The 25798-nt window shown below is 39.9% G+C and carries 26 protein-coding genes and 1 tRNA gene; 16 read left to right on the forward strand and 11 right to left on the reverse strand.

Annotated features, from left to right (window positions below):
- Nucleotides 1–112 precede the first annotated feature (112 nt).
- From CBS1_RS01205 to CBS1_RS01235, 7 genes are read right to left on the reverse strand one after another with little or no spacing between them, the layout of a single operon-like run.
- A complete protein-coding gene (locus CBS1_RS01205) occupies nt 113–1714 on the reverse strand; it encodes a radical SAM protein (RefSeq protein WP_090222710.1) in 1602 nt (533 codons plus the stop codon).
- The gene (locus CBS1_RS01210) at nt 1695–2435 is read right to left on the reverse strand and encodes a hypothetical protein (RefSeq protein ID WP_033190906.1); all 741 of its coding nucleotides are present in this window, start codon (nt 2433–2435) and stop codon (nt 1695–1697) included. Before CBS1_RS01210 ends, CBS1_RS01205 begins: the two co-directional genes overlap by 20 nt.
- A gap of 39 nt (nt 2436–2474) precedes the next feature.
- Nucleotides 2475–2837 (reverse strand): hypothetical protein, encoded by a 363-nt coding sequence (locus CBS1_RS01215; protein ID WP_090222712.1) that lies wholly within the window; start codon nt 2835–2837, stop codon nt 2475–2477.
- Nucleotides 2818–3483 (reverse strand): RNA polymerase sigma factor, encoded by a 666-nt coding sequence (locus CBS1_RS01220; RefSeq protein ID WP_407918650.1) that lies wholly within the window; start codon nt 3481–3483, stop codon nt 2818–2820. The genes CBS1_RS01215 and CBS1_RS01220 overlap by 20 nt, the downstream gene beginning before the upstream one ends.
- Nucleotides 3470–4285, reverse strand: a complete 816-nt coding sequence (locus CBS1_RS01225) for a DUF72 domain-containing protein (RefSeq protein ID WP_241685537.1) — start codon at nt 4283–4285, stop codon at nt 3470–3472. Before CBS1_RS01225 ends, CBS1_RS01220 begins: the two co-directional genes overlap by 14 nt.
- A 5-nt stretch (nt 4286–4290) precedes the next feature.
- Nucleotides 4291–6237 carry an ATP-dependent helicase gene (locus tag CBS1_RS01230; protein ID WP_084384040.1) on the reverse strand — a complete coding sequence of 649 codons (1947 nt, stop codon included), beginning with the start codon at nt 6235–6237 and terminating at the stop codon, nt 4291–4293.
- 28 nt (nt 6238–6265) lie between these two features.
- Entirely contained in the window at nt 6266–7117 is an 852-nt protein-coding gene (locus tag CBS1_RS01235; RefSeq protein ID WP_090222716.1) for a PHP domain-containing protein, read from the reverse strand.
- 128 nt (nt 7118–7245) lie between these two features.
- Here CBS1_RS01235 and CBS1_RS01240 point away from each other — a divergent pair, with 128 nt between their 5' ends.
- The 10 genes from CBS1_RS01240 to CBS1_RS01285 all read left to right on the forward strand — a co-directional run bounded on the left by CBS1_RS01240 (nt 7246) and on the right by CBS1_RS01285 (nt 16877).
- The gene (locus tag CBS1_RS01240; RefSeq protein WP_090222719.1) at nt 7246–7788 is read left to right on the forward strand and encodes an HD domain-containing protein; all 543 of its coding nucleotides are present in this window, start codon (nt 7246–7248) and stop codon (nt 7786–7788) included.
- A gap of 37 nt (nt 7789–7825) precedes the next feature.
- Entirely contained in the window at nt 7826–8233 is a 408-nt protein-coding gene (locus CBS1_RS01245) for a hypothetical protein (RefSeq protein WP_033190910.1), read from the forward strand.
- The gene (gene thrS, locus CBS1_RS01250) at nt 8233–10164 is read left to right on the forward strand and encodes a threonine--tRNA ligase (RefSeq protein WP_090222720.1); all 1932 of its coding nucleotides are present in this window, start codon (nt 8233–8235) and stop codon (nt 10162–10164) included. The genes CBS1_RS01245 and thrS overlap by 1 nt, the downstream gene beginning before the upstream one ends.
- A gap of 30 nt (nt 10165–10194) precedes the next feature.
- Nucleotides 10195–11007: an HD-GYP domain-containing protein gene (locus tag CBS1_RS01255; RefSeq protein WP_090222721.1), complete on the forward strand. Its 813-nt coding sequence runs from the start codon at nt 10195–10197 to the stop codon at nt 11005–11007.
- 70 nt (nt 11008–11077) lie between these two features.
- On the forward strand, nt 11078–11545 hold the full coding sequence (locus tag CBS1_RS01260; RefSeq protein ID WP_033190916.1) for an NfeD family protein: 468 nt from the start codon (nt 11078–11080) through the stop codon (nt 11543–11545).
- 63 nt (nt 11546–11608) lie between these two features.
- Nucleotides 11609–12547, forward strand: a complete 939-nt coding sequence (locus tag CBS1_RS01265) for an SPFH domain-containing protein (protein WP_090222723.1) — start codon at nt 11609–11611, stop codon at nt 12545–12547.
- Entirely contained in the window at nt 12544–13035 is a 492-nt protein-coding gene (locus CBS1_RS01270; RefSeq protein WP_090222724.1) for a hypothetical protein, read from the forward strand. The genes CBS1_RS01265 and CBS1_RS01270 overlap by 4 nt, the downstream gene beginning before the upstream one ends.
- Nucleotides 13036–13066: 31 nt before the next feature.
- Nucleotides 13067–14263, forward strand: a complete 1197-nt coding sequence (locus CBS1_RS01275; RefSeq protein WP_090222725.1) for an aminopeptidase — start codon at nt 13067–13069, stop codon at nt 14261–14263.
- A gap of 97 nt (nt 14264–14360) precedes the next feature.
- Entirely contained in the window at nt 14361–15572 is a 1212-nt protein-coding gene (locus CBS1_RS01280) for a 2,3-bisphosphoglycerate-independent phosphoglycerate mutase (protein ID WP_033190920.1), read from the forward strand.
- 27 nt (nt 15573–15599) lie between these two features.
- The gene (locus CBS1_RS01285) at nt 15600–16877 is read left to right on the forward strand and encodes a ComEC/Rec2 family competence protein (RefSeq protein WP_241685538.1); all 1278 of its coding nucleotides are present in this window, start codon (nt 15600–15602) and stop codon (nt 16875–16877) included.
- A 34-nt stretch (nt 16878–16911) separates the two neighbouring features.
- Here the strand turns inward: CBS1_RS01285 and CBS1_RS01290 are convergent, their stop codons facing one another.
- The 4 genes from CBS1_RS01290 to CBS1_RS01305 all read right to left on the reverse strand — a co-directional run bounded on the left by CBS1_RS01290 (nt 16912) and on the right by CBS1_RS01305 (nt 19130).
- A complete protein-coding gene (locus CBS1_RS01290) occupies nt 16912–17370 on the reverse strand; it encodes a Fur family transcriptional regulator (protein ID WP_033190922.1) in 459 nt (152 codons plus the stop codon).
- Between the two features lie 33 nt (nt 17371–17403).
- Nucleotides 17404–18438, reverse strand: a complete 1035-nt coding sequence (gene nusA, locus CBS1_RS01295; protein WP_033190923.1) for a transcription termination factor NusA — start codon at nt 18436–18438, stop codon at nt 17404–17406.
- Between the two features lie 45 nt (nt 18439–18483).
- Nucleotides 18484–18945, reverse strand: coding sequence for a ribosome maturation factor RimP (locus CBS1_RS01300; protein ID WP_033190924.1), 462 nt, complete (start codon nt 18943–18945; stop codon nt 18484–18486).
- A gap of 94 nt (nt 18946–19039) precedes the next feature.
- A tRNA-Ser gene (locus CBS1_RS01305) sits at nt 19040–19130 on the reverse strand.
- Between the two features lie 203 nt (nt 19131–19333).
- Between CBS1_RS01305 and CBS1_RS01310 the strand changes: the two genes are divergently transcribed.
- The 6 genes from CBS1_RS01310 to CBS1_RS01335 all read left to right on the forward strand — a co-directional run bounded on the left by CBS1_RS01310 (nt 19334) and on the right by CBS1_RS01335 (nt 25765).
- Nucleotides 19334–20593 carry an HD domain-containing protein gene (locus tag CBS1_RS01310; protein ID WP_241685539.1) on the forward strand — a complete coding sequence of 420 codons (1260 nt, stop codon included), beginning with the start codon at nt 19334–19336 and terminating at the stop codon, nt 20591–20593.
- A gap of 57 nt (nt 20594–20650) precedes the next feature.
- Nucleotides 20651–21025, forward strand: coding sequence for a CoA-binding protein (locus CBS1_RS01315; RefSeq protein WP_033192357.1), 375 nt, complete (start codon nt 20651–20653; stop codon nt 21023–21025).
- Between the two features lie 50 nt (nt 21026–21075).
- Entirely contained in the window at nt 21076–22014 is a 939-nt protein-coding gene (locus CBS1_RS01320) for a CBS domain-containing protein (RefSeq protein WP_033190926.1), read from the forward strand.
- A gap of 115 nt (nt 22015–22129) precedes the next feature.
- Nucleotides 22130–22795, forward strand: a complete 666-nt coding sequence (locus CBS1_RS01325; protein WP_090222728.1) for a hypothetical protein — start codon at nt 22130–22132, stop codon at nt 22793–22795.
- Between the two features lie 73 nt (nt 22796–22868).
- On the forward strand, nt 22869–25082 hold the full coding sequence (locus tag CBS1_RS01330) for a hypothetical protein (RefSeq protein ID WP_090222730.1): 2214 nt from the start codon (nt 22869–22871) through the stop codon (nt 25080–25082).
- Between the two features lie 26 nt (nt 25083–25108).
- Nucleotides 25109–25765 (forward strand): hypothetical protein, encoded by a 657-nt coding sequence (locus CBS1_RS01335; RefSeq protein WP_090222731.1) that lies wholly within the window; start codon nt 25109–25111, stop codon nt 25763–25765.
- The last annotated feature ends 33 nt before the right edge of the window (nt 25766–25798 follow it).

Genomic DNA, 25798 nt, shown 5'->3' on the forward strand with positions numbered 1-25798 from the left:
TATCTCTGTTTAAATTATAGCAAATATCTCTTTGTTTTTTGCAACAAAATTTTCTGGTGGTAAGACAGGATTAGTAAATCCCACTTGAAATCAACAATCTATCGAGTGTGGCTCAATCGTTTCTAAAATGTTCGTTTATAAATTGAACTGTTTTGTGATCAAGGGTGGAGAAATCTTCGGATTTTATTCTGTACGCGTTCTTAGCACCAATACCAGGCAAGGCTGTCAATTCTTCGAAAGTTAGTGCAGCCAGAGGAATTCTTCTAACGCCAGTTACTGACCTTTGTCCATGTCCGACTATCACTATGTCGGATGGTCTGTCAAATTCAGCAGGGACACCCACGAGAATTGGGTATGTTCCCAGGGGCCTGCCAAATGTAAGTCTTCCTTCCTTGAATTCCGGTATCACGTTCTCAATAACACATCCCACGGGGAATACCAGTTTGAGCATAGGGTTATCTATGTTGTTTCTGATGAGGTATTTATAGTGTTCAAAGAGTTGTTTGTTTACTTTGAGTGTTCTCCGTTTTGATAGATAATAAATAGGCGTACCTGGGAAAATCATCAGCTGGCGGAGGTTTATTCTTCTAAGTAAAAACCCATGCTCTAAGTACTCTAAAAGTTTCTTGTAGTTTATCTCATAAGTTTTCTTGGTTTCACCGAACAATCCAAATATTAAGTTTATCCCCGGAAGCAATTTTGGGATACCATTTTTATCCCGCACCGCGCCAATTTCGTTAACCACCTTCACAGCAATATCGATATCTCCAACTTCTCCATCTAAGTTGTTCTTCTTTCTAACAACTGGGTCAAAACTCTCGACGCCAAACGACAAGATATCTCCTGCGGTGTTGAATTGTACGATAGTTTCGATTATTCTTGCTGAATGAGGAAGGTTTCGAGAAATGTAGGTAGGATTTGCGTTATCCGTATGCAGAACTCTTAACTCTGGGCAAGAATTTCTTATGCCACTGTAGAGTTCCTCAACAGCGGTGGGATTTATCTTATTACCGTTCCAGTCACTTCCAAAAGCAATAATATTCGCACTTCTGCCAAGTCTGAAGGCACGAATTCCATGGTTGTAAAGTTCAGCGATTTCATCGACAATATCCTTAACTGGGCGCGAAAAGAACTTTGGATGTAACAGCGGTTCTGTGCAGAACGTGCAGTATGTTCTTCTTTCACACCCTAAAGAGACCTCTATTTCAGCTATAACGTAAGGGTATCTCGGATGCTGAAGCACCACAACAGCTCCAGCAATTGATGCCAATCTTATTGCTTTCGTATACTCTTCCGAAAGGTTATCTGCAACCCACTTCGCGATATCTTCAACAAATTCGTCGGAATCTATGCTTGATGTTTCTTTGGCTAGTTTTCCACCAGAGTCTGCAAACGCTTTTGCGATGGCTCCCATCAGTATTCTGTAAGACGATTTGGCATGGTTGAATATCTTAGTTACTTCTTTGGGGTTTATAGGTGTTCCACCGATATACTTTCCTGGTACTGTTGTTCCACCGATAATGACTACGTAATCATAACTAGAAAATGCGTGCCATAGGTCCTTGGCACGCACATCGTCTATTGTATAATAATCCACTTCGTATCCTTTTAGCACAAACACACCAGCCACGTATCTAACGTATGTACTGATGTAGGGAGGAACACCCAAAACCGCAGGTTCGTCTACATAACCGTCAATAATTGCGCAACGCATTTTTTATCTCCCTTGCTGTAGCTTCGGATGCTTTTAGTATCTTTATATAGTAGTTCCCAACTTTAAAGTCACCAGATGTTTTGTTTATTTCCAGTTCAAGTACCTTGCCGTTTTTGTCGTAGCCAGAGATTCTTATGAGATCTTTTCCCTGAGAAGTTGTGGCCCACAGGAAAAACTTTGAAAGGGAGTAAATTTCCTCTGGAAATGGCGTGTCATCCACAAACTTATATTTGGCGAGTAAGCTCCTTATGTCAAACTGTTTTGGAAATTTGTTTATATACATGGTGGTTGTGACATCGGCTACTGTCCGAACAACACGCATTATTTCTCCGGACACAACGAAGATTTCCAAGGAAAACGACTCCTCGTTGAACTTGTACACTCCATCCTTTGTTATATCCAGCCTTTTGGCCTTTACATATTCGTATGCAATGTCTGCCAAGTCTTTTATCTGGAAGCTTCTCAACAACACATTTGAGTCACCTATGTAATATTTGTCTTTCAGCCTGACCCACACAAAGTTTTCAGGGCTTGTAACAAAGACAATTTTGTAATCCCCACTTTCGTAGACTTCTTCGGAACGCATAAACGTACCAGCCTTGCTCGTTTCGTAAACCATTCGAACATAATATCCGTCTGAAAAAAGATGCGTGGAGAAGCAAAAGACAGTAAGCATAATAAGAGTAAAAAGCAAAGAGTTAAGCTTCTGTTTGTTTTTCAACTTAACCTCACCTAACCTTCTGTGGGTAACTTCAAGATCTTACCAGTTCCCATCACTTGCTATTGCCACGTATTTTAGCATTTTAAAGAGCAGGTCGTTGTTATTCTCACTCTCTTTAACTTGTTCCGTTGATAATGTAGGACTGTTACCAGTGTTTGACAATTTTGCTGAAATCCTTTCCTTAAGTATAGACAGTTCTAAAGCTTCAAATTTTGAGAAGATAACAATAAGTCCTATAGCAACTACCAAAGCTACTCTAAAAAACATTTTTCTCAATTTGCTTTTCTTTATTTCTCTAATTATCTTTTCTTCCATTAGTGGCCCTGGTTTGTATGAGTATTCATTGGCAATGCTTTTTGCGAATGAGCTTGCTTTTTCGCTATCAAAGTTCCTCTTGTTCATCACCTAATGCCTCCCCTAAAAAAGATTTCAGTTGCTTTTTTATATAGTGGAGCTTGCTCTTTATAGTTCCTTCTGGTTTGTCCAAAATCTTACCTATCTCTGCGTACGTTAATCCATCGACCTCTTTCATGTACAACAAAGCTCTATCTTCGGGACTTAACTTATCCAACGCTTCCTTAATCTTTCTCGACACTATCTCAGCTGAAAATTCTTCTTTGATGTCTTCTTCAGAACTGAGCTGATAGTGGTACTCATTGTACTCTTCGTCACTTGATCCTTCCTCAAAATCGGTCAGTATGCTATTATTTTTGAGCTTTTTATACAAGTTGTTGCACACATTCATCGCTATTTTATATATCCACGTTGACAATTTAGAATCTCCGCGAAATTTCTTGATGCCTTTGTACACTCTTAAAAAGACTTCCTGGATTACATCATCAATGTCATCAGAACCCAAAAAGCTTTTAACTAAAGCACCTATTTTTGGAGCGTAAGTTCTGTACAAGTACCTGTAAGCTTCTTCATCACCCTTCGCTAAGGCTTTTATCAGCTTTTTCTCATCACTCCAATTATTTTGACCGTTGACACTCTCAAATCGTTCAACATTCGAAGTATTTTTTCCATCCGAAGGCTTAAAAAATTCCAATCTTCTCACCACCCACAAGTGTTCTAAACAGAAGTGCATTTTTCAGAGCTTGCCCACGATAGCAGTTATTGAAAAAAACAAATCGCTTCGACGAGGCTAGAGAAGAAATTTCATCTGCAATCTCCCTCAGTTCAGAATCAGAATAGTTGTAATCATAACGCGTTTTTTCGTCGGCGGTGAACCAGTTAGAATTTCGACCATGTAAGCGAATATATGTTGAATCCTCATCGATGTTGTAAAAGGTGTTGAATGGATATAAACCAGGTAACTTTGGTAAATCAACAACGACTACATGAACTTGCGATTCGAATTCTTGAATCAGCAGAACAATATCATCCCTCTCGACCCATGTTGAACTTCGAAACTCTATGAAAAGCTCAGCCCCGGTCATTGTTTCGGCCAGTCTTTTTAGAAAATCTACATTTTCTTTAGAATATTTGAACATGTATGGGAACTGAGCCAAGTATCCTATAAGCTTACCCTCTTGCTTTATAATATCGGTACTTCGAAGAAATTCTTGAACATTTTCCAGATTTTTCTCGTGTGTTATTGAGCCGTGCAACTTTACTGCATACTTGAAACCAGGTGGTGATTTTCTCAGCAAAGATACGATAGTCCGGTACGAAGGCATTTGATAGAATGTGTAGTTCAGCTCAACGGCATTGAATCCATAATGCTGCCAATAATAGGTGAACATCTCACCTGGTTTTATGTAATCAGGATAAACTGTTCCAACCCAATCACTGAAAGAAAAGCCGCTTGTTCCGATGAACCAAGTCATGTTCTTTTCTGTCAAACTCATCCTAGCTACCTAACCCTCCAGTATTCAACCAAGTAGGGAGGAATATCCTCAACGAAGTCTCGTTCAATTTTCCCTGCTTTGAAATAATCGCTACGTGAAAGAACGGAATGTGTGATGTAAAGCATATCTTTAGCCCTCGTTATAGCAACGTAGAACAAGCGTTCTTCCTCATCAATTGAACCATCTTTCAAGGCCAAAAAGTGGGGGAAGTCACCCGGATTGACACCAATGACAAAAACTATTTTCCACTCTAAACCCTTTGCCTGATGAACTGTTGTAAGTGTTACTTTTCCCCCTTCTTCCTCATTTCTGTCAAGTTCTGCTTCCCTTGCTTCAGAAATAATCAGTTCACTCAAAAACTCTTCAGTAGAATCATAGAATGAGGCCATTTCGATAAGTCTTTCAATATCTTCTTCCCTATCTCTGAAGTCTTGGTAGTGGTATTCCAAAATGTTCCGATAAAAATCTTCGTAGAAATTTCTTATTTGCTCACTGGGACCTTTACCAAGGGATTTATAAATCACGTTTTTTAGCTCATCTATATTTGAGCTTTTAACGTTCAACTTCAGGAACTGGCCTATAGGATCTTCAGTTGCTGTAATGTCATTTGCGATTTTCTCAGCTTTCACATCGCCAACGTTATCCAGCATCTTCAATATCCTCATCCAGGAGATGATTTCGTAAGGGTTTTCCATAATCTTAAGAAACGCAATAACGTCCTTGGCATGCGCGGTTTCTGTGAACCGTAAGCCTGAAAGCAACCTAAACGGTATGTTCCGCTTTGAGAGTTCAAGCTGTAACTCTAAAGAATGAGAATGCGCTCTGTAAATAACCGCTATATCACGGTAATTTGCTCCTTCGTTTACATGTTCTATAATCCTTTGAGCGATGAATCTCGCTTCATCAAAGTGGTCGTACGTGTTTACAACAACTGGTTTTTGAAGGCTTTGACGAACTGCCCTCAACTTTTTCGGCACCGCTGACCTTGGTATCATCGAATTCACCAATTCGACGATTTTGTCCGTGCTTCTGTAGTTCGTCTGGATCTTGAAAACATTCGCACCGTCCATGATTTCCTTTACATTCTCAAATCTTGCGCCCCTGAATGAATAAATGCTTTGTGCATCATCTGCAACAACAAAAAGGTTGCTATGCACCTGACTGAGCAACTGAACAATCTTCAGTTGAAGTATATTGGTGTCCTGAAATTCATCAACAAGAATCCATTTGAATTGCGATGAAATACGTTGGCGGATATCCGAGTTTTCTTCCAAAAGTCTGAGCATCTTAAGTAATAAATCGTCGTAGTCCAGTACGTTCTGTTTTTCTTTTTCCGTGATGTACTCTTCGAAAATTTTCTCTATTATATCGATAACATTAATCCATCTTTTTGCGCGTTTAACTACGACTTCGTAAGGTGTTTGCAGGGTATTGTTCATGTAGGAATAGAGAGAATAAAGTTCATTCGGCGTAGGTAGTGCTTTGCTCATCTGCTTTGATGTTACAAACTTGCTTCTTACAAACTTCATCAAATCAACAGAGTCATCTTCATCTAAAATTGTGAAATTCGATTTTATACCTATGGCTGAACCATACCGTCTAAGCAACACATTGCAAACGTGATGGAACGTTCCAGCAAGCATTCCAGAAAGTTCTCTCTTGGTAACCTTTTCAGCGCGCTCTATCATTTCCCTTGCTGCGGCACGCGTAAATGTAACTAACAATATATCCGAAGGTTTTACTCCATTTGCAAGTAAATACGCGATCTTATAAGTTATTACACGTGTTTTCCCGCTACCCGGACCGGCTATGACAACACTCTTACCAAAAGAATTCAAAACCGCATTCCGTTGTTCTGCATCGAGTTCGTTCATTATCTCATCTACAATTTTAGTGCCTGTGCTCTCTCTAGTTTCCAATTTGTACTCTTTTATTTCTCTGTCTTGTTTCATCCTCCACACCACCACTGTAAAGTCATCTTTAAAACAGCTTAGATAAAAACTTACCAATATGTCTGTAAGGAACGTTCATCCCGAGCTTTACATTTGGTCTGTTGTCTCCGTGGAAATCGCTTCCTGCGGTGATTAAGAGGTTGTATTTCTCTGCGATATATAGCAACTCTTCTATTTGACCCGGCATATGTGTTGAGTAATACGCTTCTATACCATCTAAACCTCTTGAAACTAAATATCTAATCAAATCACCCAATGATTCTACACCTGGAGCAATTGGATAAGGTTTTCCATCACGAAGCATCTGATAAGGGTGCGCCAGTATAGCTATTCCACCAGCTTCTTTTATTAAATCAATCGCTTCTTCAGGTTTTAGCCTTTTTTTCTCTACAAAAAACAGTCCGCCGTCTTTTAAATATTTTTGAAATGCCTCGTCTAAGCTTTGTACATATCCTTTTTCCACCATCAAGCGAGCAAAATGAGGCCTGCCGACAGCCTTGCCTTTGGCTATCTGTTTCAGCTCTTCCATTGTGACATTAAAACCGTGCTGGTTCATTTTCTCAAGGATTAGTTCGTTTCTTTTGTTCCGATATTCGATTAGTTCATTTAAAACCTTCTCTACCTTTTCAGAATCTCTGAAATTGTACCCTAAAATGTGCAGACTATCTGTTGGATATTCGGCACTTATTTCAACACCACGTACAAGTAATAACTTAGAGTCTTTGAAAGCAGAATCATCAACCTGGTGAAAAGCACTCACCGTATCGTGGTCAGTTATAGCTAGGACTTCTAAGCCTATCAGTTTGGCTTTTTGAATCAGCTCCATAGGTCTTAGTGTACCATCTGAAGCTGTTGTATGAGTGTGAAGGTCCAGAACCAATTTGATCCCTCCGTCCTATTTAATCTTTTTAATTTCCACGTTTTATTATACCACGTTTTATGGTATACTAAATTAAAGATACGAGCACATAGTTTAAAATCTTAGAACAACTAAATGGAGGGATTGCCTTGACTAGGGAAGAAGCTTTGGAACTTCTCAAAACTCACGTAACAAACAAAAACTTGATAAACCATTGTTTAGCTTGTGAAGCCATTATGAGACGTTTAGCTCGTCATTTTGGTGAAGATGAAGAAGTATGGGGACTTGCTGGCTTACTCCACGATTTGGATTACGATTATACGAAGGATAAACCAGAAGAACATGGTTTCAAAAGTGTTGAGATTCTTGGAGATTCTGTAACCGAAGAGATAAAGAATGCCATTCTTGCACACTGTGAAAAGAAAACGCCGGAAACACTTATGGAAAGAGCACTTTACGCGGTGGACCCAACAAGTGGTTTTATCGTCGCTGCTGCGTTGATAAGACCAGAAAAGAAACTCAACGTTGTTGACGTACCATTTTTGCTCAACAGGTTCAAGGAGAAAGGATTTGCTAAGGGAGCTAATAGAGAGCAAATGAAGTCTTGCGAAAATATCGGACTAACTTTGGAAGAATTTTACGCTCTTTCGTTGGAAGCTATGAAAGAGATAGCCAACGAAATTGGTTTGTGAGCTTTCGCTTTTTATTCTTAATTGTTGAGGTGTGAGTATGGAGCCATTGCTTTGGATTATCTCGATTTCCTGTGTACTTGTAGATAACGTTTTCAAAGAATATTTTACCCTTGTACCGTTGTATTTTTTGCTTGAGTCTGTTGTGGAGATTGATGAAAAGAATTTGAAGTCTAAAGTAATGAGATTGTTTTTATTCTCTCTCTTTTACCAGAGTTTTGCTTATCAGCGGTTGACAATTCTCTGGGTTATTCTGACGTTGGTAATTGTTGTGATAGAATTGTATAAAGATGTGTTTTATTACCCGTGGAGTGCATCTCTGTTGCAGGCGATTTTGTTCTTGATTCCGTATTACTATGCACAACCGTTTGCGTTAATCTACGGTTTTGTTCTTGATTGTGCATTGTTTGCTTACATATACAAAAAACTCGAGTTTGGAGGTGCTTGATGATTATGCAAGTAAGACTACCCGATGGAAGTATAAAAACTTACGACGGTCCCGTGACACCAGGTCAAGTAGCAAAGGAAATATCTGAAGGTCTGTGGAGAAATGCCGCCGGAGCAATCGTCAATGGTCAGCTATGGGATTTGGAAAGACCTATTGATTTTGATTGCGAACTGAGAATAATTAAGTTAGATGATGCTGAAGCTACGGAGATCTACAGACATACAATGTCTCATATTATGGCTCAGGCTGTCATGAGAATTTACGGTGCTGACAAGGTAAAACTTGGAATAGGTCCAACCATTGAGAACGGTTTTTATTACGATTTCGACATACAAGATGCGAAAATAACAGAGGAAGACTTGCCAAAGATTGAAGAAGAGATGAGAAAGATCATCAAAGAAGATCTGAAAATAGAAAGATTTGAACTACCGAAAGCCGAGGCTATAGAATTTATGAAACAAAGAGGGCAAACTTACAAAGTGGAGCTGATAGAGGAAATTCCAGATGAAAAAGTGAGTTTCTACAAACAAGGTGAATTCGTTGACCTCTGCCGAGGCCCACACCTTCCAAGCACTGGTAAGGTAAAACACTTCAAATTGCTCTCCGTTTCTGGAGCATATTGGCGTGGTAACGAGAAAAACCCCATGCTACAGAGGATTTACGGTACGGCGTTTTCGAAAAGGGAAGACCTTGAAAACTATTTAAATATGCTTGAAGAGGCAAAGAAAAGAGACCATCGAAAGCTTGGACCGCAACTCGAGCTTTTCTTCATAAACACAGATGTTGCTGCGGGTATGCCTATATTCTTACCGTACGGTATGACTGTTCTTTTGGAACTTATGAACCTTTCAAGAAGGCTTCACAAAAAGTACGGCTACAAAGAGGTCGGGACTCCTTTAATAATGCATGAAAAACTGTGGCGTCAAAGTGGGCACTGGGATCATTACAAAAATAACATGTATTTCACTGAAAAAGAAGATGTTACCTACGCTGTAAAACCAATGAACTGCCCAGGTCACATACTTATCTACAAGAACAAGCCGGTCTCTTATAAGGATCTTCCAATCAGGCTATTTGAGTTCGGTAGGGTTCATAGGTATGAACGCGGAGGCGTGTTGCATGGACTTTTGAGGGTTAGAACGTTTACACAAGATGATGCGCATATTTTCTGTAGAGAAGACCAAGCAGTTACAGAAGTTACTAACGTGGTCCGATTCATCGATGAATTGTATAGTATCTTTGGTTTCACCTACCGTGCAACACTCAGCACGATGCCAGAAGATCATATGGGTGACGAGGCAACTTGGGAAAAGGCTACAGAAGCGCTTAGAAATGCACTCGAGGAAACAAAGGTGCCTTACGTTGTTGCGGAAGGTGAAGGTGCTTTTTACGGCCCTAAGATCGACTTCCACGTCAGGGATGTGATTGGTAGGGAATGGCAATGTGCAACTATTCAAGTAGATTTCCAGATGCCGGAGCGCTTTGAAATTACCTACAAAGATGCAGATGGAAGTGAAAAAAGACCAGTTATGATTCACAGAGCTCTCTACGGTTCACTTGAAAGATTCTTTGGTATTCTTATTGAGCATTACGCTGGCGCATTTCCAACGTGGCTTGCTCCAGTCCAAACTGTTGTACTACCAGTTTCTGAAAAGTACTCTGATTATGCAAAAGAATTAACCATAAGGCTGAACGAAAGTGAAATTAGGGTTGAGTTGGATGACCGTAATGAAACACTCGGTTACAGGATAAGAGAAAACCAGATGAGAAAAGTACCATACATGATAATTGTCGGGGAGAAAGAAAAGGAATCTGGAAAGATATCGATCAGAACGCGTGAAGGAAAAGACATTCATGATGTAGATGTTGAAGAATTCATCGCAAAGGTTAAAGATGAGATAACCTCAAGAAGAATTTCGTTGAGCTACTGAGTAAATCCGAAGGAAGAAGGTGGTGATAATTTGTTACCTGAGGAACTTGTAAAACTTTTTAAAGAAGCGTTTGGCAAAGAGCCGATATGCGAAGATCCAAGTCAGGGAATTTGTATATTAAAAGAAAACGGGTATATCAGTGTTAGGGAGAAAGGTAGATTAATAGCTCAGTTTGAGGACAACGAGTCTGACTACGGCTTTGTCCTTCAGTATTACGCAAAGAAAGCAGGCCTATTTACACCTCAAGACAAAGGAATCGAAGAACTCTTAAGATCACTCTTTGTCAACATAATCGTTCTAACGGAAGTTGAGGACAAGAATGGATTTTCTCATTCACAGCGGGTTGCTAAATTGGCCGAAGAATTTGCCAGATACCTTGGTTGGGAAGAATCGAAAGTCGAGGAACTCAGAAATCATGCATTCTTGCACGATGTTGGAAAAATAGCGATTGAGCAACTGATGCTCTACTCGCCGACAAGGATTAGAACTTTTGAGACCCATTACGAGGACCACCCTACGATGGGAACGATTTACCTCACGATTCACGAAAGCTTGTGGAAGTATATCCCTACAGTTAGACACCATCATGAACGTTGGGATGGGAAAGGATTTCCAGATAAATTGAAAGGTGAAGAGATACCTTATTTTGCAAGGATAATCGCTATTCTCAATTACTACGATGAAGTTACGAACTTTGTATCTGCTGATTGGGATAGCGAAATCAAGACTCCACAGCAAGCTGTTAGGGAAATAAAGAACCTTGCAGGGACTTTCTTTGATCCTAAACTCGTGGAACAGTTTGTAAGATTCGTGAAGGATGTTCATAAAGTAAGTATAGAATGAGAAGATGAGGCTAAAGAAGAGTGAGGAACCTTTGCCCGATCTTCAGCCGAGCTTCTAAGGGGGGATTTTTATGATTACACCCGTTTCGTTTTGGATCATTCTTGGTGTTCTACTAATGGTTTTGGAAATATTCACACCGACATTTTTCGTATTTTGGTTCGGGCTTGGTAGTTTAGCAGCCGCAGTTGTCGCTTATTTCTACGAGAACACCGTTTTCGAGCTGCTCACTTTCATAATAGTATCAGGGATACTCGTTTTGTCAACGAGAAAACTTGCAAAGAAGATAACAGGTGAAGAAGTTAGAAGTATAAACGTAGATGAAATCGTTGGAAAAGAAGCGATAGTCATGGAGCAAATTGACAATAAGATAGGTAAAGGTGTGGTGAAGGTAAGTGGCGATATGTGGCGCGCGATGTCTTACGACGATGATATAGTTATTCCTCAAGGTGAAAAGGTGGTTATAGAAAAGGTAGAAGGTGCACACGTGGTTGTAAAACCGTTGCGCAAAACGTCGGACTTGGAGAATTTAGATGGATAAAACAGGTCTGACAGCATAAATTGAGTGAAAGTATTTTAAGAACTTAAGAAGGAGGGGAGCACTATGTATATTGTTTTAATTGCAATTGCGTTCTTGCTGTTGATTATTGCAGCAACAGGTATCAGGATCGTAAGACCGTACGAACGTGGTTTAATCGAAAGGCTTGGAAAGTTCAAAAAAGAAGTTAAGTCTGGGCTACACTTTATCATTCCTTTTTTCGATAGGATGATAAAAGTAGACATGCGAGAGCATGTCATAGACGTTCCTCCTCAGGAGGTTATTACAAAAGACAACGTTGTTGTCGTTGTTGATGCGGTTATCTATTACGAGGTAACGGATGCCTTCAAGTCCGTATACAACGTAAGCAACTTCGAATTCGCTACAATTAAGTTGGCTCAAACGAACTTGAGGAATGTAATAGGCGAGCTCGAGTTAGACCAAACACTGACATCAAGGGAAAGTATAAATACGAAGCTCAGAACAGTTCTTGACGAAGCAACTGATAAATGGGGTATAAGGATTACACGTGTTGAAATCAAAAAGATAGATCCTCCAAAAGATATTATGGAAGCAATGAGTAAGCAGATGAAAGCAGAAAGAACAAAGAGAGCTGCGATATTGGAAGCAGAAGGTATCAGGCAGTCTGAGATTCTCAAAGCAGAAGGTGAAAAGCAAGCAGCTATTCTGAAGGCCGAGGGAGAGGCTGAAGCAATCAAGAGGGTTGCTGAAGCGAACAAATACAGGCTTATTGCCGAAGCAGAAGGTCAGGCACTTGCCATTGCTAACGTTTTTAAAGCGATCCACGAAGGTAATCCGACAAATGATCTTATTGCAATTAGGTATCTTGAGACTCTCAAGGAAATCGCTAACGGACAAGCAACTAAGATATTCTTACCTTTGGAAACATCATCAGTTCTCTCATCGGTGGGAGCAATAGCTGAACTCTTCAAAGACTCGCAAGTAAAAGAACAGAAAAAGCCGGAGGAAAAGAAAGAGAAATGATAAAGACGTTTTTAAACATCATCTTTGGTTCATTAATAAGCACACTTATTGGTAGTTTTTTTGCTGTGTTTATTTCGTTCAGTATAATCTCTAGAAGGGCTACATTTCGGTACCAGCCTCTCTATTTTTTCAATGACATAATGACACTCGGTGTTCTTGCTTTGCTTTGGTATTACGTTGACGATTTGATAGTTGCATTTGCGCTCTTTTCCGCTTTAGCCACAGTCTTTCTGATATACAAATTGCTCGTAGGAGTTTATTCTATAGACAGACGTTTCAGACTCCTCATACTTTCGCTTGGTGTAAGCCATAACGAATATTCTCTCTTTATCCTTGAGCGTAACCTCGGTAAGCTGTTTGCGAACCTTCTGAAGTTTTACGTGCTTTGTTTGATTGGCTTTCTTGTTTCACTTACTAACTACGCTTCCGATATAGGTTTTTTTTCTCTGATTGTAGGTTTGGTTTTGACGTTATTCCAAGCAGATTAAATTAAACGTTGAGAAAGGAGATAGTTTTCTTATGGATAAGAATTTACTTATAAACTACGCGCAAGCTATTTTGAAAGTTGGAGTGAACCTTCAAAGCGGGCAAAGACTCGTTGTGAATGCCTCAGTAGACCATAAAGATTTTGTTAGAGCACTTGTGGAACAAGCTTACGACCTTGGGGCCAAAGAAGTGCTTGTTGTTTGGAACGATACGTATATTGCAAGGCAGAAACTTTTGAAAGCACCGGAAGATGTAATCACCCACATATATAACTGGGAAGTTGAGATGCCAAAAAGCTTTCTCGAAGATGGAGCCGCAACGATATCACTTGTCGGCTCGTACGCAGATTTACTTGCAGATGTACCAGCAAACAGGATTGGAGCAGCTACAAAAGCCAGGCAAATTGCTTTTAGAGAAATAATGGAAAGAACGATGATGAATAAGAACAGATGGTGTGTTGCAGGTGTACCAAACCCAGAGTGGGCAAAGAAGGTTTACGGGAGTGAAGATGTCGAACCGTTATGGAAAGACATCATGTTTATGGCAAGAATAGATGAGAACGGATACGAAAAACTACTTACCCACTTGGAAGCCTTAAAGAGGCGCAAAGATTATTTAAACAGCATGAAATTCGAAGCTCTCAGATACGAAGGACCAGGAACAGATTTAACCGTGGAGCTTCCGAAGAACCACCTGTGGTTGAGCGGTATTGAACACGATGTAGACGGTGTACCGTTCTTGCCGAATATTCCTACTGAAGAGGTCTTCACTGCGCCCTATAAATACGGAGTCAATGGAAAAGTATCAAGTAGTATGCCACTTGTTTACCAAGGGAATATAATTGACAATTTCTGGCTTGAATTCAAAGACGGAAAGGTTGTAAATTTTGATGCTGAAAAAGGAAAGGACGTACTAAGAGAACTAATCAACACAGACGAAGGAGCTGCGTATTTAGGCGAAGTAGCGCTTGTTGATGTGACTTCACCTATTTATCAATTAAATAAGATATTCTACAATACACTATATGATGAAAATGCTGCTTCTCATTTTGCTTTAGGAAGAGCTTATCCAACTTGTGTTGAAAACTTCAGCGGTGATCCAGAAAAAGAAGGTATTAACATAAGCCTTACACACGTAGACTTTATGATCGGAAACGATAAGATGAATGTCTATGGAATAAAGGATGGAAAAGAGTACTTACTTATGGAAAACGGACTTTGGAAGATTTAGTTAAACTGTCTGGAAGACTTCTAAAAGTATGGTATAATAATATGTGAATAATATCACTAACTTGCAAAATGCATTTTGCTTAAAGGAGGTAGACGGTATGAGTTTTGACAAACAACAGTTCGTACATGAACTAATTTCGCCGAACGCTTCTAAGATTGTTCTTCTTGTTATGGACGGTATCGGTGATTTGCCAAATGAAGAGGGATTAACACCTCTTATGAAAGCCAACACACCAAACCTTGACAAAGTTGCTCAGATGAGTGATCTGGGTCAGACAATTCCTGTGATGCACGGAATAACACCCGGCAGTGGACCTGGACATCTTGGATTGTTTGGATACGATCCAATTAAATATCAAATTGGCCGTGGTATCCTTGAAGCCCTTGGTGAAGACATAGAGGTTGGAGAACTCGATGTCGTTGCGAGAGGTAATTTTGCAACGATAAATGGAGATATTGTTGTGGATAGAAGAGCTGGTAGACCATCAACTGAAGAGAGCGCTAAAGTAGTAGAAAAGTTGAACGCTCACATAATGGAAATTGAAGATGTCAAAGTGACTTTCTATCCTGGTAAAGAACACAGGTTCGTGCTGAAACTCACAGGTGAGGGGCTGTCTGATAATATTGAAGATGCAGACCCACAAAAAGAAGGAAAACCAATAAAATACACATCTGCTCTTTCAACTGAAGCAGAAAAGACAGCAAGGATTGTAAACAAGCTGCTTGACAGGATTAAAGAAGTCTTGAAAGATGAACCGAAGATGAATTTTGCACTTGTTAGAGGCTTTTCTAAGTATCCGAAGCTTCCGCAATTCCCGGAAGTTTACAAGCTCAAAGCAGGTGCAATTGCGGTTTATCCAATGTATAAGGGACTTGCAAAACTTGTTGGAATGACCATTATCCCAACTGGGCAAACCATCGAGGATGAGATAGAAACATTGAAACAGGAATGGAATAACTACGATTTCTTCTTTGTTCATGTGAAGAAGACAGATTCTTACGGTGAAGATGGGAAATTTGACGAAAAGGTCCATGTTATTGAGAACGTTGATAAGGTTATTCCAGATATTCTTGCTCTCAATCCAGATGTTCTTGTTGTTACTGGCGACCACTCCACACCATGTGCAATGAAAGGTCATTCATTCCATCCAGTCCCAATAATGTTCTGTGCTAAACACACAAGAAAAGGACTTTCGAAAGCTTTTAATGAGTTCGAATGTGCCCGTGGCACACTTGGTACAATTCACGCGACCGATGTTATGAACCTAATTCTTGCCTACGCAGGAAGGTTAGAAAAATTTGGTGCATAAGTTTTAAAGCGAGTTTGGGGGAAAGGGTTGGGGAAGAACAACAAAACACTTAACGTCTCATTTACTTCTTTTTACTATTTTGGCGGGGCAATTTTAGGAGCATTGATGGGAACTTACTTCAAGTTCCCACTTTTCTTTCTGGTTATTCCAGTTGCTCTTGCACTCTTCAAGAAGCCGAAAGTTGCTGTATTTTTGTTGATTTTCATATTGTCAAATATGGCTTTCATTAGTAACATCGATTTCTCAAACAAATCGGTAGAGTTTGTTGGAACAGTAAAGGCGGTACAAAATGGTTCGAGTATCCTCCGTTTATCATTCTTTGATGGTAAACGATGGCGAAGGATGGGAGTTGATGTACTTATATACGAAGAAGAAAAGCTCGGAACGATAGTTTATTTTATTGGTCAACTGAAAAGAAAAGGTGCTTATCCGATATATTATGCAAAAACCGATTATTGTGCAACGGTGACGAATTACGAATCTTTATCTGCAAGAGTCTTTGAACACTTCGAAAGATATAGGAACTTTACAAACAATGTAGATCCGTTTTATCAAAACCTATTTGGCGCTAATTCGCGTGATGAGAATTTCGCTAAGAGTGGTTTACTTCACATTTTCTGTGTTTCTGGTATGCATGTTTCGTTACTCTATCTGTTCACGGCGTACGTTATTGGAATGTTTACGTACAGGAAGTGGCTTAGAGTCATGCTCTCGCTGACGTTTCCAACGATTTTTGTAATAGGCTCTGGGTTAAATTTACCTTCCCTGCGTGCTTTGATAATGCTTTATTTTGTGGCACTACTAAGACTTGCAGATTACAAAGTGAACGCGGTAAATATCGTTTCACTTGCTGGAACAGGGATGGTTTTGTTTAATCCGGAGATAGTTTATTCTCTTTCGTTTTACATGACATTCTTTGCAACATTAGGAGTGCTGATTTCCGAAAATAACTTTCTTTCAAATATTGGAGGATTTCTTGGTAGCGCTCCATATGTTTCTTTGATAAATCCTGTAAATCCGTTCTCTATAATAGCGACAATGTTGGTTTCGATACCTGTTCAAGTTTTGCTTTTCGGACTTACAACAAGTTATGTTCTTTTTAGTTGCAATCTCTTTTTCCTTAGTGCGTTCATACTTTATGCACTAAAGCCGTTTGCATGGTTTATTCAGATTGTCGCCAATTGGTTTGCTAAGTTGCCAACGATACCCCAGCACCCGATAATCACCATCGCATTTGCAATGTCTTTTATTTTATACATGGGATTTGTATTTGAACTGAAAAAACAAAAGCAGGAGTCGTCTTAAAAAGACAACTCCTGCTAATTTTCGCTTTATTCCTTCACTTTTTGCTTTTCTTAATACCCTTGGCACATTTCGGGCATATTCCTCTGAATTTTAGATCGATCTCATCGACAAGGTACCCCTTACTTTTGAGAAAATCGATGTAACTTTTCATCACATTGTCTGGAGAGAGTTCTCCCTTGAGTTCGTATATCATACCACATGAATTACAGATGAAATGTGAATGTTTACCTTCCCTGTCGACGAGCTCATAACGATAAACCCCTTCATCAAACTGCAGCCTTCTCAGAAAACCAAGTTCGACGAGTAAATCTATGGTCCTGTAAACTGTTGCTTTGCTTACATTTAGCTTCTTGCTTACAAGGTATCTATAAACCTCTTCAGCGCCTAAGTGCTCACTGTTCGTTTCGATGAACACCTTCAATACTTGTTCTCGCTGTGGTGTCATTCTGTACTTTCTGTCCCTGAGCTCCTTTTTAAGGTTGTCTACATGCATATTATCTCTCCTTTATTCGCTTCGATTTAGAAGTTATGCGTTCATAACAGGTTTGATATCTATCTTCCAGCCAGTTAACTTTGCTGCTAACCTTGCGTTTTGTCCAGCTTTTCCTATTGCAAGTGAAAGTTGATTAGGAGCAACAAGAACCCTTGACGCCTTTGATTCGTAATCTAAAATCTCAACATCGATGACTGAGGCTGGCAAGAGGGCGTTTGCTATGAGTTCTTTCGGGTCGTCTGACCATTTAATGATGTCTATCTTTTCCATCTTCACTTCACGCAAGACAGCTGCAATTCTGGAACCTTCATGTCCTATACATGCTCCAACGGGATCAACTTTTGGATCCTTTGAAGTAACAGCTATCTTTGTCCTAACACCCGGTTCCCTGACGACTTTGACAATCTCCACTATACCCTGTTCTATCTCTGGCACCTCCAGTTTCAAAAGACCAACGACAAACTCGGGATCTGTTCTGGATACTATGATCTTAGGCCCTTTCTTATCTCTTTTCACTTCTCTCACATAGACTTTGATTAAGTCGGACTGTTCAAATTCTTCACCTGGAATCCATTCCTTCTTCGGTAGATGCGTTTCGAGTTTTCCAATTCTAATGTCGAGCCATTCTGGAGTGACTTTGAGAACCTCAGCAACAACTACCCTTCCGATCAATTCAGAGTACCTTTCGTATTGTTTCTCTTTTTCTATTTCTCTTATCTTTTGAATAAGAACCTGTTTTGCAACTTGGACGGCGAACCTACCAAGTTTCTTTATATTCATCTTCTTCTTGATGATATCACCAACTACAGCATCTGGCTTTATCTTCAGAGCTTCCTCAAGTGATATTTGAAGATTCTCGTTCTCAACCTTTTCTACAACTTCGAGTAGCTGATAAGCTTCAATTTCTCCGGAAAGTCTGTTGATTACGATTTCAACGTTTCTTTCGCCGGTTTTGTTTTTGTAAGCACTCATAATGGCCTTTTCAAGGATGCTTATTGATTCCTCTACTGATATACCCTTTTCCTTTTCCAGTTCTCTCAACGCTTCTAACAACATTGGACTGTTCATATACCTTTCGCCCTCCTATGTTAAATTTTCGATTTTTTCTAGGGTTTAAAACACATCTACTTCCAAATTGGCAGACTTAACATCGTTATAGTTGATTTTTACATCTTTACCTTCTACTTCTAAGACAATTTCACCATTTTCCGTATTGACACTCTTTATGTATCCTCTGAATGTCTTAGTAGTCTTTACCTTTGCCAAGTTCCCTTCGAACCTTTTGAAGTCTTCAAGACTTCTAAGTGGTCTGTCAAGCCCTGGAGAAGATACTTCCAAATAATACCGGCCAGGAATCAAATCGGTTGAGTCAAGTTGTTTCTCGATTTCATATGAAACCAATTCACAGTCTCTTGTACTAACGTAGTCCTCGCGTTTATCTATGACTATTGTGAGTACCCATCTACCGGATTGCATCTTGTATTTGACATCAAAGAGCATCAGCCCAAATCCTTCAACTATAGGTTTGGCTATTTCAGATACCCTCTCTTCAATTTCCTTAGGACTCAAACTCATTTTTCCACCTCCTGAAAAAGCATGACTTTAAGATAACCGAAAAACCGGGACCATAGTCCCGGTTTTGATACAATTGAAACTAACAACAACTTTCTGGCGGAGAGGGTGGGATTTGAACCCACGGGTGGTTTATGGCCACCGCACGCTCTCCAGGCGTGTGCCTTAGACCCCTCGGCCACCTCTCCTGGGAAGCTTAAAATTCTTTTTGAGCCAAATTCCTACGAAATTATAGCATAAGTTCTGAAAAAATCAAGACATTACATTTCTTGTGAAACCAAAATAGATAAAAACCTATCTTTAAAGAAATGTTGTTTGTGGATTTTTGTAATGTAAAGCTTTTTGGAAACAGAATTTAATTAAGCACACTTATGTTATAATATACAAAGAGGTGAAAAAATTGATAGACATCTTGCTGAAGACAATAATGTTTGTTCCGAAATTCGGTGTCCATTCTCTACAAGTCGGATTCATCGCTTCAAAAATAGCGAAAGAGCTCAATCTTGATGAGCTTGAGCTTTTTTACTGTGGTGCTTTACATGACTTAGGTGTTTTAACTCCGCACAAGGGAGTTCTATTAGACGATATCGACAACGAATTTCTTATCAAAGAAGATGTTCAAACATTTGAATCACCTACAAAAGATCATACACTCATCTCCGCGTTCGAGGTTTCGAAGATATCTTATCTTTCAAAAAAATTTCCGAACTTGTCCGCAAGTATATTGTTGCACCATGCATTGCCACATTATCTAAATGAAAATTCCACTAAAGATATTGCAGCAAACATCGTATCGATTAGTGAAGAAATATCCAAATATGTGCTTGTCAACAATGAAGAGATGACCTACGAAGATTTCGTCATCCCACTTTCTGCAATAAAAAACAGGTTCTTTGACTTTGTGTACGAGGCAGCACTTAGTGTCCTCAAACAAGAATACGTTAGGTGGATGCTTTACGACATCAAAGCAGGGTTCAATAGGGAAAGATTAATTCAAGATTACTATCTACGAGAACCTATGACTTTTGAAGAGATTGTCGAAATGGGAGCGGTACTCTCTTACATAATTGATTCAAAAAGTGAGTTTACCCGTGCGCACAGTTGGCGCGTCGCTAACTTATCAGGCGCAATTGCTAAGGAAATTTTGCTTAAGGAACAAGAATTTTTCGTCGCAGGGCTGTTTCATGATATAGGTAAGATAACAACTCCGATAAGTGTTCTTGAAAAGAAAGGAAAACTAACACCCTCTGAGATGGACATAATGAAAAAGCATGTTTACTATAGTTACCTGATACTACTGGAACACGAAAACGAACCTTGGTTTTGGCCCGCTGTTAGGCATCAAGAACGAACTGATGGCAGTGGGTATCCTTGGAGACTGAAAGGCTCAGAGATGACGTTTAAGGATAAGATATTGCAAGTTGCAGACTATTTCGTAGCCGTGCTGGAGCCAAGGCCTTACCGTGGTCCGAATACCCCTGAAAAAGCTTACGAAGAAGTCCAGAGGGCTGTTTCGTACGGGGTTCTTGACCCCGGACCAGCCAGTATACTTAAAGAGCTTGTGTATGGCGGCTTCGATTTTGAAAGCATTAACTTCATGTCTTCAATTCAGAAAGATATAAACGACTTTGAAAAAAGTTTATTGGAATAACCTAACAACCTTAGTGAGCATTTGAATAAATAAAAGAGGAGTGATTAAATTATGGGCATCGATTTGAGAAAGGTGAAGAGAGTAGCAATCGTCGGAGCAACGACAAATCCGGAAAAATTTGGGAACATAGTTCTTCGAGATTTGAAGAAAAAGGGATTTGAAGTACTGCCAGTCAGTCCAAGGTACGATGTTGTGGAAGGGCTAAGAACTTATAAAAGTGTTGAAGAATTACCAGATGACGTCGATTTGATTGTATTTATCGTACCTCCGGAAGTGGGGATTCAAGAGTTAAAGAAAGCATACGACAAAGGATTTCGCAAGTTCTGGTTCCAACCTGGTGCAGAATCTGGGGAGATAATTGAATTTTCAAAAACGCTCCAAGATGCCGACTTTTCTTTCATCAAATGCATTATGGTTCAGACTAATTGGTGAGGGATTAACAAAACTCTATAATAAGATAAACACTATGTGAGGTGGCACGTTTGACAACCGAGATTCTGGAGAAAGTGCAGAAAGTCTTTGCAAACCTGAGTGTAAAGGAGTTTATGACAAAAGAAGTCATCTACGTAAAACCAGACAGAACGGTGGCTCAAGTCAAGGAGATATTAAGACTGAAGAGAATATCCGGTGTCCCTGTTGTCAATGATGACAACGTTGTTATCGGGATAATAAGCATAGAAGATATCATCAAGTGTCTTGAGAACGGTACGCTTAACGAAAGTGTGAGTCAGCATATGACAAAAAACGTCGTGTGTATAAGCGAGGACTCAACCTTACAAGATGTGATTAAACATTTCGAAAGGTTCAGGTACGGGAGATTTCCAGTTGTAGATACCCAAGGAAGGCTTGTCGGCATCGTTACAAAAAATGACATACTTGCCGCAGTTGCAACAAGATTGGGATTGCTTTATCTACATGATGAAAGGCGTAAGGAAGTTTTGGAAAAAGATGCACTGAACAGATCTCTTGTAACCGGTGAAGAAATTGACAAAAAGGGAGCAGATTTTTACTTCAAAATTGACTACTTCGACGTTAACTTAGCCGGGATAGGGGCTGCCCAACTCAAGAAATTCCTGCAAAGTAAGGGCATACCAGAAAACGATGTGAGAAGAGTCGCCGTTGCAACGTACGAGGCGGAAACAAATGTTGTGATACACAGCGGAAGCGAAGGAGAGATTTTTTGTTTCCTAACACCTGATAGAATCATCGTAAGAGTAGAAGATAAAGGGAAAGGGATTGAGAATATTGAGCTTGCCATGAAGGAAGGGTATTCTACTGCACCCGATTACGTAAGAGAACTAGGATTTGGTGCTGGTATGGGACTACCGAACATGAAACGATTCTCAGATAAAATGGTTGTCCTTTCGGAAAAAGGAAAAGGTGTGGTTGTAGAAATGGTCTTTTATATTAATAACAAATAATCCTAATAAATCTATGAACGATTTTAACAAAGACAGAGTCTAAATTAATAGGTGTCGTAGATTACCGTACAAATATGTATTTTTTAACCCAACCACGTTTTGAGGAGGTGCTAATATGGATAACAACTTGTTGATGTGGGTTCTTGTGGGTGTTCTTGCAGCTGCCCTTGTTGTAGGGGGTATCTTTTTACTGATGCCAAAGGACAAGTACATCGAAGTTGACGGTGTCAAAGTTTGGAAGATTCCAAATGACGCGGAAATTGTCTTCATTGATCAATCGAAGGCCGCCAGCGTGAAAAGTCTTGTTCAAAAAGGACAACTCATCGCATTTGAGGGCGAAGCGCAAGGATTGGGAACAACTCAGGACAGAGAAAAGGCTAAGATTCGTGCTTATCAAAAGATTGCTGAATTCTTGAACGCAAAAGTCACGACATTTGCACAGCTTGTTGAAGGTCAGCTTCAAAACGTTCAGGTGTCCGGAAAAAAGCAAGAGCTTGTGAGTGCATCGGTTGATGCTTACAAGAGAGTTACTGAGCTCTTTGCTGAGGGAAGAGTATCTGGAGCCTACGAATTTGCAGCGTGGAAAGTTAAGAGAGACAACCTAACATTCACCTACGTGTTGTTGGTATACGACCCAGCTCAGATCTTGAAACTCATTGAAATTGATGCGTTAGTAAAGCAAAAAGTTGACGAACTAGGAAAACAGGGTGTTAATTTCTTCGAAAATCTCAACGCAGTTTTGTCAGAAGCAACAAAAGGAACACCGATGGAAAGGAAATAAAGACCTATTCGCTATGCCCCCTGCGTTGAGCAGGGGGTTGTTTTATTAAGCTTTTATAAAAGGAGGCATCCCAGTGGAATCGACAACTTTGATAATAATTTCCGCTTTGCTGATAGGAATCTTAGTTGCGGGTTTTTTCATACTCGTGCCTAAACCAGAAACAAGTCAACCTGAAAATTCCGCTCTTAAAACCATGGAGGATATAAACAAGACTATATCAACAGCTACAAATCCAAGTACACCTCAGCAATCTCAGCAGCCTCAACCATCACAACCGCCTCAACCACCTCAACCTTCAGAACCGCCGAAACAATCGACCGGCTCTTTTCCAACACAACCGATTGGACAGGTTGAAAGTGCGTACTTGGAAGTATTTGGGGAAGGCTACGGAAAAACAGAAGTGGAAGCTGAAGAATTAGCTAGAAAGAACGGGCTGCAGAAGCTTATTGAACAGTTGTACGTGGAGATAAAATCCACAGCGGTACTTAAAGAAAAGCTCACAACGGTGATAGCCGACGGCAGAGTGAAGGAAAGACTAGAAACTCAATATGAAAAGACTATCCAAACGAAATCGGAAATGGAACTGTTAGGAGTTATGTACAAAACTACCGACAAAAAGAAGGTCGGAAATCAGTATTACGCGAAAGTTCAAGTCTACATAGAAGCGGACAAAGCAAAGCAACAACTGGAAGCATTTCTTGCTATAAAACTTGGCAAATCACTCCTTGATTCCAAGATGATTTTTTCAGCAAAAGCTATAGCAGATAAGTACGAACCTATTCTTTCAACAAATCTCCTTCCTCCAAAGACAACTGAAGAATTAGTGCAGGTTGTAAAAGAGATTAAAAAAAGATACGAAAAAGTCCAGAATTTAATCTTAAGTATTAACTCTACACAGATTAATGATTCCAAAACTGCTTTGGAAGTTGCTCATTTGATAAATGAGTTACTTTCCATGACCAATGATTTACCACCAAATTCTATTGATACCAATAAGTTGAAACTGTTCTTAACGGATGTGAAAATAACCCTAAAAGGACCTCAAGATGTACTGATTGGAGAGCAAGTAAAACTTGAAATTTCTACAGAATCGAATGTGAAATCGTTGTGGGTTTACGGAGACCAGGTGGAAACGCAGGATTTAATAACACTTGATGACGGACGCGCTCTGCTATCGGTAATAATTAAATCACCAAATTCTAAGGTAACAGTCTCACTTGCGGGTCTACAAAATGTCACGTGGTCTCCTGGAAGCATCAGGGTCAATCCCGACATACTGAAAACTGTCTACAAAACCGAGAACGAACTGCGACTCTTGGCAGGAGGGACGGCCAAAATAATATCTGACCAAAAGTTGATGCGCGAGAATGCTATAAAAGACGCTTTAATAAAAACTATTAAAAAAGCCGCATCGGAGTTGTTAGCCGGTAGTGACAGAGAACTACTCGACGTTCCAGTTGATGATTACATTCTTAATAAAGTTCTCGGAGCGATTGATTACGAAATATCCGCAACTGGAGAATATGCAGGCCTCTACTATGTCCTCGTAAGTTCAAGCATCAAAAAGGACGATTTTGAGAATTACCTTAAAGAAGCACTAAGAAATGCGCCCGTTGGTTTTGCGCTTGTTCTAACCGAGGGTGATACGCTGGGATACGTTGAACCTGCGATAATTGATGGACTCATATCTTCTGGCATAAAACTTGTCTCCAAGGACTTCTCAAGAAAGATACTCGAAGCTCAAGCAAAAAGCAACCTGCCACCAAGCGTACTCGGTAAGATGGCTGCGTTAAGCGCCGCGAGGTACTTACTGTACGTTATTGTGAACAACGCGACAACGTACCTATCGGAGTACAAAACTTACTCTGTTCGAACACTGATCACGACACAGATCATCGATACCATTACTGGCAATATAGTGGCTGCTCCAAGATTTGAAGAAGTGAATGCTGGAGCTACCGAGCAGGCAGCGCTGTCAAAAACGATATCGGGACAGAAATTCAAAGAGTACGTAAGTAGTATAGTAAGCTTGCTCAGATTTGAGAACGTACAACCGTTTATAACTTACAAGTATACTTTTATCCTTGAACGATCCGTCTATGGTTCCATGTTACTTGACTACCTCAAAGCAAAATTCGGTGAAGTTAAAGTCGTGGAAAAGTCTGATACAAAAATGGTAGTGGAAATTGAAAACGTAGGGATGAATGAGATTGAGAACTTCTTTAAAACAATAGACGCACTGAAGTTCAAGAAGATATCAGATTATAATTATCAAGTTACCAAGTAACTTTTTTACTGGGGAGGTGCAATCGTGTGTTATTTGAAAATAACTGGCTTTTGTGGACTTTAGTTATACTTTCCGTACTGGCTGGGGGGGTTTTACTTTTTACCTTCCTCCAGCAGGGTCAATATCAATGGATAACTGCCGATGGAGTGAAAATTCAGAGCATACCAAAAGAAGCCACAATAGTCTTCGTGAATAACAGTATGGAAAAAAGAGTTGCTGAGCTTTACAAGGCCGGTAAACTTATTACTTTCAGAGGTGAAAGTATAAGCGGTGGAATTGACACCGTTACAGCGAGAGAAAAAGCAAAAATGAATGCATTTAAGGAACTTGCTGAATATTTCAATGCTAAGATCCAAACTTTTGCAACACTTGTAGAAGGACAGTTACAAAGCGTTTCTGAGCCAAAAAGTCAGCAAATCAAAAGCATAGCTTTAGATGCTTATAAGCGCGTTACTCAAATGTTTTCAGGAGCACAAGTTTCTGGTGCCTATGTGTACGCGATATGGGAAGAAAGAGTCGGTTCCCTTGTCTATACGTACGTACTGCTTGTTTTCGATCCAGCTGGGGCTATAGAGGCGCTGAAACAAAACGAAGAGATTAACAGACAGATTGAAGAACTCGGAAAATCGGGTGTGGATTTCTTCAAAGCGTTGAACTCGGTTATTGAAGAGGCGAAGAAGTAGAAAGGATAAAAAAGCGGGATGATTTCAATTTCA

It is taken from the genome of Fervidobacterium changbaicum, from assembly GCF_004117075.1.
In the GTDB taxonomy this organism is placed as follows: Bacteria; Thermotogota; Thermotogae; order Thermotogales; family Fervidobacteriaceae; genus Fervidobacterium; species Fervidobacterium islandicum.